This window comes from Dyadobacter soli, assembly GCF_900101885.1.
Taxonomy (GTDB): Bacteria; Bacteroidota; Bacteroidia; order Cytophagales; family Spirosomataceae; genus Dyadobacter; species Dyadobacter soli.
The window spans coordinates 13,207-33,772 of the sequence record NZ_FNAN01000015.1 but is presented as its reverse complement, the minus strand read 5'-3'; the positions used below and the strand labels follow the sequence as shown (position 1 = coordinate 33,772).

Annotated in this window: 14 protein-coding genes; 10 read left to right on the top strand and 4 right to left on the bottom strand. The window is 49.3% G+C overall.

Annotation, left to right across the window (positions count from 1 at the left end; translation table 11 throughout):
* Window positions 1–13: 13 nt before the first annotated feature.
* From BLQ88_RS23855 to BLQ88_RS23840, 4 genes are all read right to left on the bottom strand, one after another.
* Entirely contained in the window at window positions 14–1,789 is a 1,776-nt protein-coding gene (locus BLQ88_RS23855; RefSeq protein WP_090155182.1) for a T9SS type A sorting domain-containing protein, read from the bottom strand.
* Between the two features lie 183 nt (window positions 1,790–1,972).
* Complete coding sequence (locus tag BLQ88_RS23850; RefSeq protein ID WP_374754770.1) at window positions 1,973–4,084, bottom strand: prolyl oligopeptidase family serine peptidase; 2,112 nt, start codon at window positions 4,082–4,084, stop codon at window positions 1,973–1,975.
* A gap of 9 nt (window positions 4,085–4,093) precedes the next feature.
* Complete coding sequence (locus BLQ88_RS23845; protein WP_090155180.1) at window positions 4,094–5,980, bottom strand: CocE/NonD family hydrolase; 1,887 nt, start codon at window positions 5,978–5,980, stop codon at window positions 4,094–4,096.
* Window positions 5,981–5,989: 9 nt separating this feature from the next.
* A complete protein-coding gene (locus BLQ88_RS23840; RefSeq protein WP_090155178.1) occupies window positions 5,990–6,928 on the bottom strand; it encodes a PE-PGRS family protein in 939 nt (312 codons plus the stop codon).
* 92 nt (window positions 6,929–7,020) lie between these two features.
* Between BLQ88_RS23840 and aspS the strand changes: the two genes are divergently transcribed.
* The 10 genes from aspS (at window position 7,021) to BLQ88_RS23790 (ending at window position 20,518) form a co-directional block, all read left to right on the top strand.
* On the top strand, window positions 7,021–8,790 hold the full coding sequence (gene aspS / locus BLQ88_RS23835; protein WP_090155176.1) for an aspartate--tRNA ligase: 1,770 nt from the start codon (window positions 7,021–7,023) through the stop codon (window positions 8,788–8,790).
* 132 nt (window positions 8,791–8,922) lie between these two features.
* Window positions 8,923–11,343, top strand: coding sequence for an SLBB domain-containing protein (locus tag BLQ88_RS23830; RefSeq protein WP_090155174.1), 2,421 nt, complete (start codon window positions 8,923–8,925; stop codon window positions 11,341–11,343).
* A gap of 2 nt (window positions 11,344–11,345) precedes the next feature.
* Window positions 11,346–12,434 carry a Wzz/FepE/Etk N-terminal domain-containing protein gene (locus BLQ88_RS23825; protein WP_090155172.1) on the top strand — a complete coding sequence of 363 codons (1,089 nt, stop codon included), beginning with the start codon at window positions 11,346–11,348 and terminating at the stop codon, window positions 12,432–12,434.
* A 117-nt stretch (window positions 12,435–12,551) separates the two neighbouring features.
* On the top strand, window positions 12,552–14,009 hold the full coding sequence (locus BLQ88_RS23820) for a lipopolysaccharide biosynthesis protein (protein ID WP_090155170.1): 1,458 nt from the start codon (window positions 12,552–12,554) through the stop codon (window positions 14,007–14,009).
* The gene (locus BLQ88_RS23815; protein ID WP_090155168.1) at window positions 14,006–15,157 is read left to right on the top strand and encodes a glycosyltransferase family 4 protein; all 1,152 of its coding nucleotides are present in this window, start codon (window positions 14,006–14,008) and stop codon (window positions 15,155–15,157) included. The genes BLQ88_RS23820 and BLQ88_RS23815 overlap by 4 nt, the downstream gene beginning before the upstream one ends.
* A gap of 3 nt (window positions 15,158–15,160) precedes the next feature.
* Complete coding sequence (locus BLQ88_RS23810; protein ID WP_090155166.1) at window positions 15,161–15,892, top strand: glycosyltransferase family 2 protein; 732 nt, start codon at window positions 15,161–15,163, stop codon at window positions 15,890–15,892.
* Entirely contained in the window at window positions 15,882–17,189 is a 1,308-nt protein-coding gene (locus tag BLQ88_RS23805; RefSeq protein ID WP_090155164.1) for a hypothetical protein, read from the top strand. Before BLQ88_RS23810 ends, BLQ88_RS23805 begins: the two co-directional genes overlap by 11 nt.
* On the top strand, window positions 17,182–18,261 hold the full coding sequence (locus tag BLQ88_RS23800; RefSeq protein WP_090155162.1) for a glycosyltransferase family 4 protein: 1,080 nt from the start codon (window positions 17,182–17,184) through the stop codon (window positions 18,259–18,261). The genes BLQ88_RS23805 and BLQ88_RS23800 overlap by 8 nt, the downstream gene beginning before the upstream one ends.
* Window positions 18,262–18,286: 25 nt before the next feature.
* Window positions 18,287–19,402 carry a glycosyltransferase family 4 protein gene (locus BLQ88_RS23795; protein WP_090155160.1) on the top strand — a complete coding sequence of 372 codons (1,116 nt, stop codon included), beginning with the start codon at window positions 18,287–18,289 and terminating at the stop codon, window positions 19,400–19,402.
* Between the two features lie 48 nt (window positions 19,403–19,450).
* Window positions 19,451–20,518 carry a glycosyltransferase gene (locus BLQ88_RS23790; protein WP_090155158.1) on the top strand — a complete coding sequence of 356 codons (1,068 nt, stop codon included), beginning with the start codon at window positions 19,451–19,453 and terminating at the stop codon, window positions 20,516–20,518.
* The last annotated feature ends 48 nt before the right edge of the window (window positions 20,519–20,566 follow it).

Here is a 20,566-nt window from a genome sequence, read left to right as displayed (position 1 = left end):
TGATTATTTACGATTATCTATGGATCAATAACCTGCTGCTCTCACCGTCTATTCGCACGACGTAACGGCCCGGTACCAGATTCTTAATACTGATCTGCCCCTTATCCGCCACCTGACCTTCCAGGACAATGCGTCCGCTTTGATCGGTAATCGAGAAGAACTGTTTTTGAGCAATGCCTGATATAGTCAGATATTCCTGTGCAGGATTGGGGTAAACTTTCAAAATCGCCCCTTCGCCCTTCACGGCGATGACTGTCGAATACTCGAATTTGCCATCGTAATCCAATTGCTTTAAGCGGTAATAGCTTTTTGCAAATGGATCCAGGTCGGTAAAGTGATAAAACTGATTCTCTTTCGAATCACCGCTGCCATCTACAAAACCAATTTTTTCAAACGTCCGCGCATCGGCGCTGCGCTCGATTTCGAATCCTTTGTTGTTGGTTTCGGAAGTGGTTTTCCAGGTGAGCTTGGTTTGGTTGTCTTGCGATTTGCCTTCGAAAGAGATAAGGGTAACGGGAAGAATTGTCGCGTCTACCTCGCCTTTTAAAACAAGGCCTGGCACCAATGCATTGGTAACTTGTACCTTGTATAAACCGTTCTCTGAAAACATTAACTCACTGTTTCCATTGCCGGTAAATATCAGCTGATCTTGAAAATACCACTTATACACGTTGTTTGATATCATTCCTCCTGCTTCCGCATTCAGAGGGCCTGTTGGGAATCCCACGGCAATTCTGATATCTTTTTGCGGGGAATAAGTGTCGAGGTAAGCGATATTATTTTCCATCCCCGAGAACGAAAACTTGTTATTGGCAATATTAACATTCGCGGATAAGGGAATGGCTGATAGATCCGGTATCATACTCACCAGTTCGTTATTTGATAAGTCCATTCTCTTAATTTTCGTAAAATTGGTAACGGCGGGAATTGTTTCTGTAAGCGCGTTATAACTCAAATCAAGCACCTCTAAATTTGACAGCAAGCTCAATGACGATGGTATTTGCCCGGTAAGGCCACTAGATGAAAGATTCAGGTAGCGCAGGTTGGTGAGGTTACCCATTTCAGCGGGAATGCTTCCCCAAACAGGATCGCCTGAACCACCGCCTCCCCAAAGTGATCTGGTTAATTCCAGCGAATCGAGCGTAGTGAGGTTTCCTATCTGGCTTGACATTGGCGTTGAGAAAATGACGCCCGCCATGCGCAGGAATTTGATTTTGGACCACTGGTAAATAGCATCAGGAAATGCAATTGTAATTTGGCCGTCCATAGGCCCAAACCTGCCCAGTGTGCATCGTTCCAGGTTGACCAGGTTTGCAAACGTGGAAGGTACGTTTCCCGGTAGTGTCATATGCAGCTGTTTCAGGCTGGTAAGGCTACCAATGGCAGATATGCCGTCCGCGTTGAAAACATTACCCATAAGATCCAGGTATTCGAGCTTGGAGAGGTTACCGATCTCAGCGGGGATATTTCCCATAAATCCCGGCCCCAGATATCCCGAATTCATAATAAGGTGGGTCAGTTCCGACAGATTCCCGATTTCTACCGGCAGTGTTGCAGGCCGGATATTGTCTATGCGCAGTCGTGTCACGCGGCCACCGGCACAAGTCACGCCATCCCACCCGCAAGGATTGTCGCCGGTGTTCCCCGGTACTACCCAATTGAGCCCCCAATCCGGGCCATTAGCCTTGGTGTAAATTGCAACAAGCGCCTGCCGATCCGTTTCCAGCGACTGGCCAAATGAACTAATAGAAATAACAAGGCCGATAAGCCCAAGTAGACATCTTTTCATAGCGTCAAAAAAAGGGTTAATGAAATTCTCCGAAAAACGTTGAGCGGGTGCCTGGGACGGCAGAAGATGCTGCCGGTACTGTAAGAATGTTGTATATACAAATGTAACCGAATGCACAATAAAATGTGCACCGGTTACAAAAAATTATTGAAGCTTAATATTGTCGTATGGATTACCTGTTAATTACTTCCAGGTGAGGCCCATGTTGCGGAAGAGGAAAGCGTAAATATCCGCCTGGGTTTCCAGCGCTTTTTTGGTGTTGCTCGCGCCGTGGCCGGAGTTGGTGTCGATCCGGATGAGTAGTGGGTTGGAGGAAGTACTGCCGGCTTGTGCCTGCAATTCCGCGGCGTATTTGAATGAATGCGCGGGCACTACGCGGTCATCGTGATCGGCGGTGGTGATCATGGTTGCGGGGTAATGTCCGCCTGCTTTGATATTGTGGAGCGGGGAGTACATATGTAAAACCTTGAATTCCTCCGCATTATCGCTGCTGCCATAATCGGCGATCCAGTTCCAGCCGATAGTAAATTTGTGGAAACGGAGCATATCCATTACGCCTACTGCCGGCAACGCCACTTTGAAAAGCTCCGGACGCTGGTTCATCACCGCACCCACCAGCAACCCGCCATTGGAACCGCCCTGAATGGCCAGCCTTTCCGGCGATGTATATTTTTCACGAATCAAATACTCCGCCGCCGCGATGAAGTCGTCGAACACATTCTGCTTTTTCAGCTTCATACCCTGCTCGTGCCATTTCTCGCCGTATTCACTGCCGCCCCGGAGATTGGCCTGTACAAACACACCGCCCTGATCGAAAAACGGGATACGGGTAGGGCTAAACGCAGGCGGCAGGCTCACATTAAAGCCGCCGTAACCATACAGGATTGTAGGGTTGCCACCATCCAGTTTCAAACCCTTTTTATAGGTAATGAACGCCGGAATGCGGGTACCGTCCTTGCTTGGATAAAATACCTGCTTCGTTTCGTAGTCCGACGGCTTGAATGCAACTTCGGGTGCGCGGAATACACTGCTTCTACCGCTCGCAATGTCGTAGCGGAAGATTGTCGACGGGTAATTGAAAGAGGTAAATGCGTAAAACACGAAAGTATCCTCTTTATCTCCGCCAAAACCCGCCGCTGCGCCGAGCCCGGGCAATACAATCTCGCTTTCGAGCTTGCCCGCGGGGGTGTACACGTACGCACGGCTCGTAACGTCTTTCAGATACGACACAAACAACTTTCCGCCTGCCAGCTGTGCATATTCCAGCGGCTCCTGGCGTTCTGGCAGCACAGTTTCCCAAGTCCTGCCGGCCGTTTTGAAAAGCGTTACCTTTCCATTCGGAGCGTCGTCGTTGGTTTCGATCAGGAAATCGGGGCCGATGTTTTCGATAATGCGGAAGCTGGCGTCGGTGATCTCCTCACGGACGGGTACGAAATGACTCTCCCCTTTTTTCAATACCCAAATTGCATTGCCATCCTTGCCTTTTCCGCGGTCGCTTACATTCAGCACTGCATATTGCTCGTCCTCGGTGGTACCCACGGTGTGAAAACGCTGCGGGTTAGCCTGGTCTTCAAATACGAGTTTGTCCTGCTCCTGTTTCGTGCCAATGCGGTGGAAATACACCTGGTGGTTTTCGTTTTTGGCAGCTAGTGCGCTGCCGTCCGGCTTGGGATAGCGGCTGTAATAAAAGCCATCACCCTGCCATGAAGCACCCGAAACCTTCACCCATTCTACCTTATCGGCCAGCATGGAGAGGTCTTTCATATCCATCACCTGATATTCCTGCCAGTCGGAGCCGCCTTTCGAGAAGCCGAATACGGCGTGAGCACCGTCTTTGGATAAACTGAAAACAGTAAGCCGCGTTGTACCGTCCGGCGAAAGCTTGTTCGGGTCGATCACGACTTCCGGTTTGCCGTTCAGCCCTTTCTGGCGGTACAGTACGGCCTGGTTTTGCAAACCATCGTTTTTGTAGAAATAGAAATACTCGCCCTTCTTTCCCGGTGCGGAATATTTGGGATAGTTATAAGCCTTTTCGAGATCGTCGAATATCTTTTCCTTGAACGGGATCGCATTCAGGTAGCCGAAGGTAACCTCGTTCTGCGCCTTCACCCAGGCCGCAGTTTCTTCCGAACGGTCGTCTTCGAGCCAGCGGTAGGGATCGGCCACTTTCACGCCGTGGTATTCGTCAAAATGCTCCTGCTTTCTCGTGTCAGGGTATTTCAGTTGCTGTGCATTGCCGTGCCCCGACAATGCCGATGCTGTCATCAAACTCATCACAAAAATTTTTGAATTCATAAAAACGGCCTATTTAATGATCTCCACTTCCAATGAGCTTGGAGCGTCGGCCTGATGATAAATAGTGTGTTTGGCGCTGGTAAAGTCGGAATCCTGCGCTTTGTAAATATTCTCTACGTATTTCTGCGGGTTGCGGTCGAACAGCGGGAATGCCGTGCTCTGTACCTGCACCATAATGCGGTGCCCTTTTTTGAAGGTATGCAGCACATCCTGCAAACGGAATTTCAGGTCGGTAACCTTGCCTGCGATTACGGGTTCGGGCTTTTCAAAACTGTTGCGGAAGCGGGCACGCATTACCTCGCTGCGTACCATTTGCTGGTAGCCGGCCAGCACCACTTTCGGGTCGGGCATATAGGCGTGGTTCTTTTCGTCGTCGGGGTACACGTCGATCAGTTTCACGAAGAAATCGGCGTCGGTACCTGTCGTGCTGAATTTCAGCAATGCATTGATTTCGCCGCCAAGGGTAACATCTTCGGTTAAAATATCTGTTTCAAAAACGAGGACGTCGGTTCGGGTAGCAGCAAAGCGCTGGTCTTCCGACATGTACTCAAATGGCGTGAAGCCCGACATCTGCTTGTAATTGGCCGTGTAGGGAACCGGTTTCAGCGGGTCACTTACATATTCGGTCACCGATTTACCTTCCTTCGGGGCATTGAAATCCAGCTTGCCTTTCGCGTGAAAATACAATTTGCGCTTTTCTACATTGGCTGCCGGCCATTTATCGAATGTCTTCCATTCCTTTTTTCCCGTGTCAAACAAATATGCCTCCGGCAAACCGGTTTTTCCGTCTCCCGCCTCTTTCAAAAAGTGCTTAAAGAATTTCGCTTCGATATTGTTTTGGTAAAAAGTGGCAATGCTATCTCCGAAATAAATGTCATTATGCAGTGTATGCCCGGTTTCACGGCTCCAACGGCCGTGGCCGAACGGCCCTACCACCAATGTGTTATACATGGAAGGATTGTTCTTTTCAAGGGTTTTATAGGTATTCAAAGGGCCATACAAATCCTCCGCATCGAACCAGCCGCCTACGGTCATGAATGCATGTTTTACGCCTTTCAAATGCGGCAGGATGTCGCGTTTCTTCCAGAACTCGTCTTTATTAGGATGGTTGACGGTCTCCTGCCAGTAAAAGTTTTGGGAATAGTATTTGTCGAAATTTTTCAAAGAACCCATTTCCAGGTTGAATGTATAGCCATCCGGCTTCGGGGTAAACATTTCACCCGTGAACCAGGAATCGCTCGTAGGCTTCGGCGGCTTAATGCCGAACACCGGAAATGTGAGGTAATAACCTTGTGTAAATGCGCCATTGTGATGAAAATCGTCGAAAAAGAAGTCGGCGATGGGAGCCTGCGGAGACGACGCTTTCAATGCGGGATGCCCGGCCAATGCGCTGGCGGTAGTATAAAAGCCGGGATACGAAATACCCCATTGCCCTACCCGGCCATTGTTGTTGGCTACGTTTTTGAGCAGCCATTCGATCGTATCGTAAGTATCCGACGCCTCATCGACGTCGTTCTTACCTTTCTTCTGATCGATATGCGGGGTCATGTTCGTCCACGTGCCCTCGCTCATGTAACGCCCGCGCACATCCTGGTAGACGAATATGAACTTGTCGCGCATGAGTGCGGGACTTGGGCCAATGCGAGGCGGGTATTTGTCGGCTCCATACGGCGCTACACTATAACAGGTGCGCTGCATTAAAAAGGGGTATTTCTTGTCCGCGGAGGCGTCTTTGGGCGAGTAAACGATGGTATGCAGCTTCACGCCGTCTCTTACCGGAATGTCGTATTCGGCTTTGGAATAATTTTCACGGATGTACTGCTCGTCGGAAGCGACTTGCCCATAAACGTGCTGCGCCAGCACGAGGAGTGCTGCGCGGAGTAAATTTCTGATCATAGTTTGTGATTATTTTCGCTTGTAAAAATTCAGTGATACGCTGGCGGCATTTCCCTTTTCGCTCAAAGTGTAGAAGCCTTTGCCTTCGTTTTCAAAACAGATCGCCTCGCCCTGCGGTTCAAGCGCGACCATCAAAGTTTTATTGGCGGATTTGACGAGTGTTTGTGCGACAGTTTCGCCATTGTTCCTTTTCCAATAATATACAGCCGGAGTATATGCAGTCGTGTACGTGCGAACCATTATTTCACTACCGTCCCTGGAAATGCTGGCCGCCGTTGCAAATAACACGCCCGGAACAGTACCGACCTTTTCGGCCACACTCACATCCGTTGTTGACTGGGGAAATGCAAGACGGTAAATGTTTGTGCCCCGCAATTCTTTCGACAATACGAAAATGTCCTTTGTTACCGGATCGACGATCAATGCTTCGGCATCGCGGGGGCCGTCGGGATAGCTGAATGTGATTTTTTGCAAAGCATTCTCGCTGAACGAACCATCCGTTCCTGTGATTTCGGGAATGCGGTAAATGGTGTTCGTAGAAGTCACCGGCTGATTGTTGTTGCCGATGTCGGCGATGTATGCGTAGGAAACGCCATTATCGGGGCCGGGGCCTACCGCCACTTCCTCCCAATCGTGGTTGTTGCTGCCGGGTACATTATATTGTTTGATGCTTTTACCGTCTTTGCTGATGAGGTACAATGCATTGGGCTGGCCGGAATCCTGGATCGTCCAGAGGTAACCGGGCATGGTAGCACTTGCCGCGAGACCGGACGCTTCATCGATCACCCCGGAAGCTATCGGGAATTGTTCTGGGGCTGTTTCAAATTGGTCCGACAGGCCGCTTCCGCCGGGGGAAGGTTCGGGGTCGCTGCATGAACAGGTTACGGAAAAAACAAGTGATGAAAGTACCAACCCCACTCGTCCGCCTACGCTGCCATATATTTTCATAAAAAACACTTCATGTTAGATTTGCTAAAAATACGTACTTTTGCCGCATTTATTATCAGCGACTTTCATTATATCAGTATTAAAATAGTTATATGTTACGTACACATACCTGCGGGGAATTAAGCTTAGAACATGTAAATCAAGACGTTGTATTGTGTGGTTGGGTTCAGCGCGTCCGCGACAAAGGAGGCATGATCTGGCTCGATCTACGCGACCGTTACGGCATCACCCAGCTTCTTTTCGAAGAGGGTAAAACCCCCGCAAATGTGTTGGAAACCGCCCGCTCGCTGGGCCGCGAATTCGTAATTTCGGCCAAAGGTGCGGTGATCGAGCGTCTCGCAAAAAATGACAAGATCGCAACCGGCGACATCGAGATCCGCGTGGCTGAACTCAGCATTCTGAACCCCGCGAAACTCCCTCCGTTCCTGATCGAGGACGAAACCGACGGCGGCGACGATATCCGCATGAAGTACCGCTACCTCGACCTTCGCCGGAATGTGGTTCGTAAAAACCTGCAATTGCGCCATCAGGTGGCACGCTACACCCGTACTTACCTGGACAACCTGAATTTTATCGAAGTGGAAACGCCGGTCCTTATCAAATCGACGCCGGAAGGTGCCCGCGATTTCGTGGTACCGAGCCGTATGAACCCAGGCGAGTTCTATGCATTGCCCCAATCCCCGCAGACATTCAAACAATTGCTGATGGTGGCCGGTTTCGACCGTTATTATCAGATCGTGAAGTGTTTCCGTGATGAGGATTTGCGCGCCGACCGCCAACCGGAATTCACCCAGATCGACTGTGAAATGTCGTTCGTGACGCAGGAAGACGTTTTGAACACCTTCGAAGGCATGATCCGCGAACTTTTCGCAAAAGTCAAAAATATAGACCTGCCCGAAGTTCCCCGCATGACCTACGCGGACGCGATGCGCCTTTACGGTTCAGACAAGCCGGATATTCGTTTTGAAATGCAGTTTGTGGAACTGAAAGGGGAAGATCGCGACCTTACTTCCGGAAAAGGCTTCGGCGTATTCGACGATGCAGGCCTGGTAGTGGGTATCAATGCCACCGGCTGCGCGGGTTATACAAGAAAGCAGGTCGACGAACTGACGGACTGGATCAAGCGCCCGCAGATCGGCGCAAAAGGGCTGGTATACGTTCGTTACAATACCGATGGATCGATCAAATCGTCCGTAGACAAATTTTATACCGAAGAAGAGCTTAAAAAATGGGTTGAAGCGTTCGATGCCAAGCCGGGTGATCTGTTACTGATTCTGTCGGGCCAGGGCGACAAAACGCGTAAGCAACTCAATGAGCTGCGCCTCGAAATAGGTTCCCGCCTGGGGCTGCGCAATCCCGACGAATACCGTGCATTGTGGGTAATCGACTTCCCTCTGCTCGAATTCGGGGAAGAGGAAAACCGCTGGTTTGCAATGCACCACCCGTTCACCAGCCCCAAACCGGAGGATATCGGATTGCTCGATGGAAATCTGGGACAAGTAAGGGCCAATGCATACGATATGGTAATCAACGGCGTTGAAGTGGGCGGAGGTTCTGTACGGATATTCGAAAAAGAGCTGCAACGGAAAATGTTCGAGATCCTCGGATTCTCGGCCGAAGAGGCGCAGGAGCAGTTCGGCTTCCTGATGAATGCATTTGAATTCGGAGCTCCTCCTCATGCCGGTATCGCATTCGGTTTTGACAGGCTTTGCTCGATTTTCGGCGGGGCGGATTCGATCCGGGACTTCATTGCATTCCCTAAGAACAATTCCGGAAGGGACGTGATGATCGACTCGCCTTCGACGATATCGGACGGGCAGCTTAAAGAGCTGGCAATCCGGGTAGAAGGTGCCGGTTCGTGATCAGAGCCGGATCGATCCGACGGATCATTTAAATAAAAATAGATTTTGTAGATTTGCCCCGGGCATCATTTATATTTAACCGCAGGACCACCCGGAAACGGAGCGGTCCTGATTGTAATTAAACTACACTGCATGCATTATCAATCCTTTGTAAGAAGTAATTTCAGGAATGCCTTTTTGTTGCTGCTCCTGTTGATCAACATCGGCGTCTTTGCTCAAAACAACACTTCTCCACAGCTCCCGACGGACCCGACGCAACCCAAAGTCGACCCTTCCCAGGTGACCAACCAGCAGGCTGTCGACTTCTACAACCAGGCCAAATCGGCGGGTATGTCGGATATGGATATCGAACGGGCTGCATTGCAGAGAGGTTATACGCTTGACCAGATATCGACCATGCGCAAACGGCTGCAACAGAAGCCCGACGAGAAGCAGCAGGAGGATCCGAATCGCGATGAACTGGATGAAACCAGGGAGCAGGACGAAGCGGATGAACTGGACGATGAAGCCAACAACGAACGCGACTCCACCAGCGCGCGTCGTGCGCGCAACCGCCGGTTAAGACGCACATTCGGATATAACTTCTTTTCGCGGACCCGCTCCACATTTGAGCCCAACCTGCGCATTGCCACGCCCCGGAACTACATTCTCGGGCCGGAAGATGAGATTGTGGTGGATATCTACGGTAATGCTGTGGATAACTTCCGCATGAAGATCAGCCCGGAAGGAACCGTCAAAATGCTCAATCTCGCGCCGGTGTATGTCAATGGATTGACTATCGAGCAAGCTAGTGAACGTATTATCAACCGCCTGCGCCAGGCCTATTCGACGCTCAACCGCCCGGGTTCGGGTACCTACTCGTCGATCACGCTGGGTAATGTACGCAGCATACACGTGATGATCACAGGCGAGGCTGCACGTCCCGGCACATACACCGTATCGTCACTCGCTACCGCATTCAATGCCCTTTCGATTTCCGGCGGACCAAGCCTGAACGGTTCGTATCGTAATATCGAGGTGATACGCAACAACAAGGTCATCCGCACAATCGACCTTTACCGCTTCCTCGTCGATGCCGACCTGCGCGACAATATAGCCCTGCAAGACCAGGACATTATCCTTATCCGACCTTTTGAAACGAGGATCGAACTGAATGGGCAATTGAAACGTCCCGGCATTTTCGAAGCGAAAGCAGGCGAGAGCCTGGCAAGCCTTATCCGCTATGCAGGCGGGTTTACACCGGAAGCTTATACCAAAACTTTCACTTACCAGCGGAATACCGGTACCAATTACATGATCGGTAGCATCGATTCTGTTCAGATCGAGACGTTCGCACCCAAAAACGGTGATATTTTCAATGTAAAGCGAATCCTGGATGTCGTAGCAAACCAGGTCGAGATACGCGGTGCAGTGACGGTACCGGGCCCGTACGCATTGGAAGAGCGCTGCAACTCGGTGCTGAAACTGATCCAGATGGCGCAGGGACTCAGCCCGCGTGCATTCCTGAACAGGGCAATCCTGGAAAGGTCCAGCGGCGAAACCCAAACGGGTATCGTAGCAATCGATCTCCGGAAACTTGTGAATGGTGAAATTTCGGACATTCCATTGCTGGCAGGTGATATTCTGACCATCAAATCGGTGGAGGATCTGAAAGAATTTACTTTCCTGACCATTAGCGGCTCGGTGATCAACCCAGGAAACTATTACTATTATAAAGACATTACGATCGCCGACCTTATTTTCCAGGCCGGTGGCTATACCGAAGGCGGTATCCCTTATCGCATTGAAGTATCTCGTCGTGTAAAGAACGATACACTTGATTTGCCTGCTTCGCAAAACGTTCGCATTTTCTCGATCGACGTAGCCGATAACCTGGTACTGAACCCTGATGATCAGAAGTTCAAACTGCAACCACAGGACATTATCGTGGTACGCAAGTCGCCACGATACGAAGCTCAAAAATCGGTTACCATCATCGGTGAAGTCCGGTATCCGGGTAACTACACTATTATCAACAATTTCGAACGCATTTCGGATCTGTTCGGCAAGGTAGGCGGCCTCCGGTCCGAAGCTTATCTGCCCGGAGCACGTTTCTACCGGGGCCAGGAGCTCATTGCCGTCGATATCGAAGCAATTATCAATAAGCCGTCGCTTTCATCGAACCTGTTGCTGATGCATGGTGACACGCTGATCATCCCGAGGCGACTGGAAACAGTGCGGATTCAAGGGGGCGTGCACAATCCGTCCGTGATGAACTTCGATCCAAAATTCGGTTACGAGGATTACATATCTCAGGCTGGCGGTTACACCGAGCAAGGTTGGAAAAAACGTGTGTTCGTATCTTACCCCAATGGCCGGACGCATCGGACAAAAAGCTTTCTGTTCTTTAAATCCTTCCCGAAAGTGGAGCCAGGTGCGGTCGTGACCGTCCCCGTGAAGGTAGCCGAGCCGGATCGTCAGCGGACACCTGGTGAGCGCATCGCATTGTTCTCTTTCGTCGCATCCATTGTAAGTACGATCACCCTGGCGGCAATTACCCTGAGCAGAAATTAACCATGATATCCCATCCAGAAAAAAAGCCGGAAGTAGCCAACATCACGGAAAGATCGTTCGACGCTTCGGAAATACGTTTCACCGATATCATCCTGTTCCTAGGAAAGTATATCAAATTGTTGATCATCGTCGCGGTTGTGTCTGTAATAATCGGTATTGCTTACAGCTTCACACTCACCAAAAAGTACGAAGCCAAAGTGAGCCTGCTGCCTGAATATGGTGCTTCCAGAAGGAGCTCGTTCTCACTGCTCGGCGCCGGACTCGGCGAAGGTGCGGAGAAACTCCAACCAGACCTTTACCCGAACATCATGCAGAGCTCGCCCTTTGGCGAATTTCTCCTGAAACAGCCCGTTGTCGATCAAACCAATAAGCCTTATAAAACGCTGCTGGATTTCATGCGTGCACAGCAGAAACCAGGTTTGTTCTCCGGTCTGTTCTCCTCCTCATCATCGGATGCGCCGAAGAAAGAGATCAAGCTCAATAAAGACGGAATCTTGTCTTACTCACTTCAGGAGCAATCCAATGTAATCGGTGCGATTTCCATGCTTTCGGCAGAAGTTGATCCGAAAAGCGGCGTAATCGACATCAGCGCGGAAACGGTTGATCCCTTTGTTTCCGCAATCGTAGTCGAAGCAGCCCAAAAATACCTGATCGACTACGTGGAAGATTACCGCTCGTCCAAGGCCAGCCAGCGCGAAGGGTTACTCGCCGACCGTGTGAAAGAAGCCAAAACCAGACTTCGCTCGGCAGAATATGCGCTCCAGAGCTACCGTGACCAGAACAGGAATATCTTTTCAAATACTGCCAAAATTGAAGAACAGCGGCTGCAAGCTGAATATGTGCTGTCGGAATCGCTTTACAGCGACCTCGTGCGGAGATATGAGCAGGCCAAAGTAAATGTAAAAGAGGAGCGGCCGGTGTTTAAGGTGCTCGAACCGGTGAAAGTACCATTGGCTAAAAGCAGTCCCAAAAGGTTGCGCATTGGTTTGATATGGGGCTTCCTCGGCGGCTTCTTCACCCTTTTATACATCCTTCTCGTTAAAGAACAAGTAATACAGAAGATCGTTTCGGGCGCAAACGAACAACAGTAAGTGCGCCAATACTCAACTTAATACACATGCTTAGTTTTTTGATTACCCGGTTTACCTCGCAGGTATCTGCTACATTCATTGCCAACGATCCCGAACTCGTTCAAATATAACTGGTCAATGAAAGTTCAGCAGGAAATCAAGAGAGGGGCAATCATCGTATTCATCACGAAATACAGTGGAATACTGCTGGGGCTGGTCATAAATTCAATGCTGGCCCGTTTGCTTTCCCCTGCGGAGTTCGGAATTGTAGGGGTAGTAACTGTTTTCATCACGTTTTTCAGCATCCTGAGCGACATCGGGCTGGGCTCGGCAATCATTCAGAAGCAGGATTTTACCGGTAAAGATTTTTCGGACATATTTAAAGTAAGCATTCTGCTAAGCGTCGTGCTGGCAACCGGATTTGCATTACTTTCCTACCCCATTGCGGCGTTTTACGACAATCCCGTTTACATCAAAATCAGCCGGCTGCTAGCCATTCAGGTATTTTTCAGTGCATTGTGCATCGTTCCCAAAAACATGCTCATCAAGGCACAGGCATTTAAAACCATCGGTCTTATCGACGTAACCAGCACGTTTCTGACCGGTTGCCTGGGCGTCGCTCTTGCCTACCACGATTTCAGTTTCTTCTCCATTGTCTGGCGTTCAATCGCTTTTAGCATCCTCGTCTTTTCGCTTTATTTTGTCAACTCCGGCTTGAAAATCCATTCCGGCATTTCGTTTTCCGGAATACGGGGAATCGCGAAGTATTCGTCGTACCAGTTTGCATTCAATTGTATCAACTACTTTTCGAGGAACCTCGATAACATCCTCGTGGGTAAGTTCATAGGAAATGCAGGTCTGGGATTGTACAATCAGGCTTATCAGCTGATGATGTACCCCGTATCGAACCTCACGCATGTTATAACGCCCGTCATCCACCCGATCCTGGCTAAGTACCAGCATAACAAGGCGGTTATTTTTCAGGAGTACATTAAAATTGTGAAAATACTGGCTATCCTCGGGCTGCCAGTGTCTGTATTCATCTATTTCTCGTCTCCGGAACTCATCCAGCTATTTCTGGGTGAAAAATGGTTGGGGGTAGTGCCTATCCTCCGAATTCTCAGTATTTCGATCTGGATACAAATGCTGATGTCCAGCAGCGGTGCTATTTTTCAGGCTGCCGGAAGGACCGATCTGCTCTTCACCACCGGCTTGATTTGCAGTACGGTCACAGTCCTCTCTATCCTGTGTGGTGTTTTGTATTTCAAATCATTGGAAATGACGGCGATCCTGCTGGTCGCTGCCTTTTACGTCAACTTTTCGGTCGTGTTTTACATGCTGATCAACAAGGTGCTGCAACAGCGTGTTTATGAACTTTACGCATTGCTTGCACGGCGGATCCCCTCGTTAGTGGTTCTCATAATCGCCTACCTGCTGGAAGCAAATATCGCTGCCAGCTGGACTTCGGGGCCTTCCATAGTGATTATCTCACTGGGTATCAAACTTTGTATCATGGGTTTGGTAACCGCCGCCTTTAATTTCCCTCTGATTGAACCTTATGTCAAAAAGCTGAGCCATTTGAAAAGTAAGTCATGAAGACCGGAACAAAGCCAAAAATATTGTCATTCAGCCATTACAGCACACTCTACGGTGCCAACAGGTCGCTTTTAACATTACTCACCGCCACGCGTGACGAGATCGACTGGTGGGTGATATGCCTGGAAGAAGGCGACTTCACTAAGGAGCTGGCCCAAAACGGCATCGAATACAAAGTCGTCAGGTTTGCCAACGATGTTCACAAGGACCCGAGATTTCCGCAATGGTTTCACAGCATTAAAAGATTTGGATTCAATATTGTGGCCGCATTGTACATGGCAATGCTGGTTATCCGGAAACGAATCGACCTGATCCATACCAACTCCTCGGTCATCTTCATTGGAGCACTCGTCGCTTTCTTTTCAGGTCGCAAGCACCTATGGCACATCCGCGAGTTCGTGTACGAGGATTACGATTATAAATATAACTTCGGCAGATCATCTTTCCGGTTCTGGGCTAACAAAGCGGCTCGCATAATCTGCATTTCAGAAAGCGTTGCCCAGAAAAGGGTGATCGAAGCGGGCGTAACCGCACCGCATGTCATAATCTACAATGGACTTGTGGACACGCCTCCCGCCATTCGCTCACGCACGCGGAATGGGACGCCCTTATTGGGCATTGTAGGCATTATCGTTCCCGCCAAAGGCCAGTTGACTGCCGTAAAAGCCGTGAATGCGCTCCTGAAAAAAGGCATTGCTGTTGAACTGGAAATTGTAGGCGAAATTGGTGATCCGGCTTATTATGAGGAAATTGCGAATTGTATACAGGACCTTGGGATAAGCGATCATGTCCGGTTCACGGGGTTTACCAAAGATATTCAAAGCATCTATCGCCGGCTCGACGTATTACTGATGTGCTCCCTCAACGAGGCGCTCGGGCGCGTCACCATCGAAGGTATGATGTATGGCGCTCCAGTGGTTGCGTACGATTCGGCAGGCACCAGCGAGATCGTGCAGCATGAGCAAACCGGCTTGCTTTTCCGTTCCGGCGAACACGGGCTGGCTATTGAACTTGAAAGATTACTCAATGATAATAGCTTGTACGCAGGCATAGCCGAACGTGCGCGCGACCATGTTTCTCAAAATTTCACGATTTCAAAATATCGCGACAACTTCCTCAGAGAAGTAGCAAGTTGCCGCAAAATCTAAGTTATGCAGTATCCTAAAATTTCGATCATCACAGTTGTAAGGAACGGCGAGAAAGACCTGGAAAATGCTATCAAAAGTGTCGTCAACCAGAGTTACGACAATATTGAGTACATCATTCTGGATGGGCTTTCGACCGACGGGACACTGGATATCATCCGAAAATATGAGGGTCAGATCGCACTCTGGAAAAGCGAAGCCGACCGCGGGATCTACGACGCTATGAACAAGGGGCTCGATCTCGCGACAGGAGATTGGGCTTATTTCCTGGGATGTGATGACGTACTGGCCTCGCCCACGATCATTGAAGAGGTGGCCGCCGAATTTACCTTGGCCGACAGCATCTACTACGGGAATACTTATCTCAAAAAGAGTAACCGAATTTATACCGGTAAAGCCAGTAAATGGAACATCCCGCTGCGTAACATTTCGCACCAGGCCATTTTCTACCCGAGGTCCGTTTATAAACAAAAGAAGTATAACTTAGACTATAAGTTAGCAGCCGACCATGTCTACAACGTGGAATTATATGGCCGACTTCGCGAGCATTTCGTTTATATGCCCAAACTCATTTCACTGTACAACGACCTAGGTATGAGCTCATTGAATGTAGACCAGCGGCATAAAAAAGACATTGTCGGAATTGTGTTCAATAACCTTGGCAGTGCTGTCGGCTCTTACTACTGGTTCCGTGTGAAGCTTTCGAATTTTAAAAACAGCCTGAAAGGTGGGAAATGAGTTTTTCATACAGTCGATCATAGATAACTGGCTCTTCTACGGAGCTATTTATGCGGGATTTCTATGCTTTTACCTTTTCATGTACCGAAAGATTTACTGGGGTCTCCTCGACCCGCTGTTGCTCACAGTAGTTAACCTCACCGGAGGGGCGTTCTGCGTGTACTTCCTCTATTCCGACCAGCAATTGAAACCTGTATATGGCTGGTCATTTTTAGGAACTGAAATCGCGCTGTTCCTCGGTCTTTCGATCGCCGCATACATTCCTGTTATAAAGCTGGGGGGTGATACGCATAAAGTTGAAACACCAACCCGCGGCATAGGCGAGTTCGATTTGTTCCTTTTCGTGGTTTGCGTCGCATATGTACTGGTGGTAGCCGTCAATCTGAAAACGGTTGGTATCGTACTGCTTAACGAAGAAGAAAACCACGTTTCGGCTTATGCCGGCCACGGGATTATCCGTGCATTCCTGATATCGTACCGGACACTGGTTATCATCACACTTTACTACAAACTCATTTACCTCAAAAAGCGGTTCAGCCTGTTCGAGATGGTCATCTGTTTCGTACTGTTGATCGACATCGCTACCAGCGGGTCAAAGTCATCCATTTTGATTTTCTTCATCCTTTATTTCCTGATTACCTACCCGATGGTAGTACAGGGAAGGATGAAAACGATCAAGCTTTCGCTGCCGATGATGGCACTGTTAGCTAGCTTCCCCGTTGCCATTGTGATCGTCTCCGCAGGCGCCAACATCAACTCGGCCATTCAGCAGGTAGGCCTGCGGCTTATGTCGAGTGGTGACATTTTTCTTCTGGGGTATTACGACGAGGTAATGGATAGCATCCAGGCATCTTCCTTTTTTAAATATGCTTTCTACCCAGGCTGGGGTACGATACTGAAAAATCTCGGTTTCGCGATTACGCCGCCGGAACCGGTGGGGGTGGATGTGTTTGCCTATTATACCGGCCGCAGGACCTCAGGTGCAAATGCGAGATACAATTACCTGGCCTATCATTTCTTCGGGCTTTGGGGAGGTATTATTTATGCATTGATCATCGGCTTGCTGGTAGGATACCTGCGTAACACATTTAAAAACCTGAACCCGCTGAATATGAACTATTTTTCGTTCCTGTTCATTGTCGTGCTGATCAGTTGCTCCACGCGCCTTATCGATGATCTCTTGCTGTTCGGCAATACAAGTTTCTGGGCCCTCTTTTTCTTGACAGTATCTTATGTGGTAGCTAAAATCCTACACCTGGTGCTCCAAGTGGTCACCAGACAAAAATCGTATGCCTAATATTGTCTTTTTTATTTATAATATCTCGGCGGTTGGTGGGACAGAACGCGTAGCTTCGGTCATTATCAATGAGCTTGCCAAAAGAAATTATAATATTCATGTCCTGGGCCTTTATGGCGATCCCGCAAAGGTTTTCTTTCCTTTCGAACCAAATGTGAAAGTAACCAGCCTGCATATAGATACGATGAAAGGAATCCGGAAAATCCTTTATTCACACCATAAGATAAGGCAGTTCGTTAACAGCAACCACATCGACTCATTTGTTACGGTAGAATCGATCATGGCTACGTATTCGGTACCGGCTCTGGCTTTTACCGGTATCCGGCATATCGTTTGGGAGCATTTCAATTTTAAAGTAAATCTGGGTATACCGGCACGGTCGTTTGCCCGGCAGCTTGCACTTTGCTTCGCCGACAGGATCATTACGCTAACGACCCGCGATATCCAGTTCTGGAAGCAAGGAAGCTGGTACCAGCATGCGCAACTCGTACACATTCCCAACCCGATGTTCCTGGAAGAGCAACAAATGAATGATAATCCTTCCAAAACGGTCATTTCCGTCGGTCGGCTCACTTTTCAGAAGGGCTTCGATCAATTGGTAGATGCCTGGCGCGCACTGCCGGTAGAACTTCGGAAAGAATGGAAGTTGCTTATCATCGGCGATGGGGAAGTCAGACCTGATCTCGAAAGGAAGATAACGGAGCACGGTATCGGAGATTCTGTGGAACTCGTCGGCGCTACGAAAGCTGTGTTCACCTACTTTCAGGAGGCATCAATATACTGCCTGAGCTCGCGGTTTGAAGGATTACCGATGGTACTTCTGGAAGCATTGGCATTCCATTTGCCGATTGTCGCATTCGACTGCGATACGGGACCGGAAGAGCTGATCGAAGACGGAAAGAATGGTATCCTGGTTGAAGCGGGAAATGTGAAAAAATTATCGCAATCCCTGGCCGCCCTGATGCAGGACGACGATCTCCGCGGGCGTATGAGAACGTACAAGTCGCAAAGGCTCCATTCGCTCGAATTAGGCGGCATTATGGAACAATGGGGCCAGGTATTCACAAAATAACACCATACTGAACGACACACTAACCTTGGCCAAACGAAAACTACTTTACATCCTGCACGACGTGCAGATCGGCGGCGTCGAAGTAGCGATGTTATCGGCATTACCCGAACTGAACAGGCAATTTGACCTGAAAGTGATGGTACTCGGAAGCGTCGATGCCAATATAACCAGCCACCTTTCCCCCGAGGAGAAGGCCTGTCTGGTTCCGTTCGACTATAAGCTGAGCATGTATCCGCTGGTCATTCCCAAAATGATCCGGTTCATATTGAACTTTGCACCCGATGTGATGATCTGTTCGCTTTGGCGGGCATCGCTGCTGGGTGTAATTGCCAAAAAGCTCCGGCCACGGCTGCGGTTCATCTCCTTTATACACAACACCGCATTTTTTCACCGTCTCGACCAGCTATTCAGCCAGGCGGCCATCCGTAATGCCGATCTGATCTTTACCGATTCCCGGGCTACTGCCCTATTTGTTTCCCAGCACTTCAAGCCGTCGGCCGCCGTCGAGGTCATTTCGTTTTTTACTACACATTCACCGGATTATAAAACAGCTCCACCCCTGGATAAACAGGATCTACGCTTCATGTTTCTCGGGCGGATCAATACCGTAAAAAACCTACCTTTGGCCATCGACACGATCCGATACCTGACCGACAGCGGGCACAATGTATCTCTCGATATTTACGGTAGGGATGATGGTATGCTCGAAACGGTAATGGAATACATTCGTACGAACCAGCTCGAAAACCGGGTCCGGTTTCAGGGCGAAGTGAATGGGAGCCAAAAACTGGAATTATTCAGGAACTATCATTTTCTGATCCAGCTGAGTACCCACGAAGGAATGGCTATGAGCGTGGCAGAAGCGATGCAAAACGGGCTGGTATGCTTCGTTACGGCAGTTGGCGAAATTCCGATCTACGCAACGGACATGAAGACGGCAATTTTTGCCGATATTAGTACACCCGAAGCATTCGGCAAATCTTTGAAAAAACTGGAATCGGCGATCGAAGATCCGAATCTTTACCAAAAGATTTCGTCGGATAGTTACGAAAGTCTCAAAGCAGTAGGTACCTATTCTGAATCCCTGGTAGCCAGCATACAGGGAATGCTGAGAAAGGCCGGTGCTGCCGGCAGCCATTAATATTGAATTTAACAGGGAAACGGTTCCTTTGGAGTTGTTATTGAGATTATGAAAATATTACATGTCATCACGCTTGCTGAACTCGGAGGTGCTCAATCCGTGGTGATCAATCTCGCGCGGGAATCCGTCAACGATGGCCATGAGGTAATGGTGGCGTCGTCGGAGGATGGGGAACTATGGAAAGTGCTGCCATCGGAAGTTGCTCAATGGAAGATCAACCCGTTGCAGCGGTCGATCAGTCTTTCCAAAGAGCATAAGGTCGTGAATGAATTGCGCCGTCTGTACCAGATTTTCAAGCCGGATGTGGTCCACCTGCATTCGTCCAAAATCGGGATACTCGGCCGCCTCGCGTTTCCTAAGAAAAAAATCGTTTACACTGTCCATGGCTTCGACTCCATCCGCATCGCATTCAGGAAGTTCCTCCACCTGGAACGCCTGCTCCAGATCAGGGCGAAACACATTGTGGGTGTAAGTAAATACGACTATGAAAACCTGCTGAACGAGGGGATCAAAAAAAACGTATCCTACATTTATAATGGCATTACCGACTACTCGACGAATGCCTCCGAAAACCAGAGCGAAAGTTACCAGCGGCTAACTGAACTGATCCAATCGAAAGATGGCTTCAAGGTCATGTGCATCGCACGGATCTCGCCGCAGAAAAAATTTGAGCTTTTTTGTGAAGTGGCGGAATTGCTGGCCGGCCATAATGTTCACTTTTTCTGGATCGGCAACAAGGATGAAATGGCGGATCTTCCGGCAAATGCGTATTGCCTCGGCGAAACGGAGGATGCACACCGGCTTTTGCAGCACGCCGACTTGTTCATGCTTCCTTCCAATTACGAGGGAATGCCGATGTCCATTCTGGAAGCATTGTGCTACTCTGTTCCGGTGATCGCGTCCGATGTAGGCGGCATTGGAGAAGTACTTAATGGACTGAATGGAAGGGCATTAGCCAACACACCAAATGAATTCGCGAACCAGATATTGCATTATGCGAACCATCCGGCCGACCTGGTGAAAGCAAAATCCGAAGCCAGGAAGTCGTATGAAAAATATTTTACGGTGGACGCGATGTACCGGATGTACCTATCCCTCTACAAGTCGATGGCCTGAACTTCACCGTGCGGTCACATATGCGACGCTAATCATTATAGGAAATGT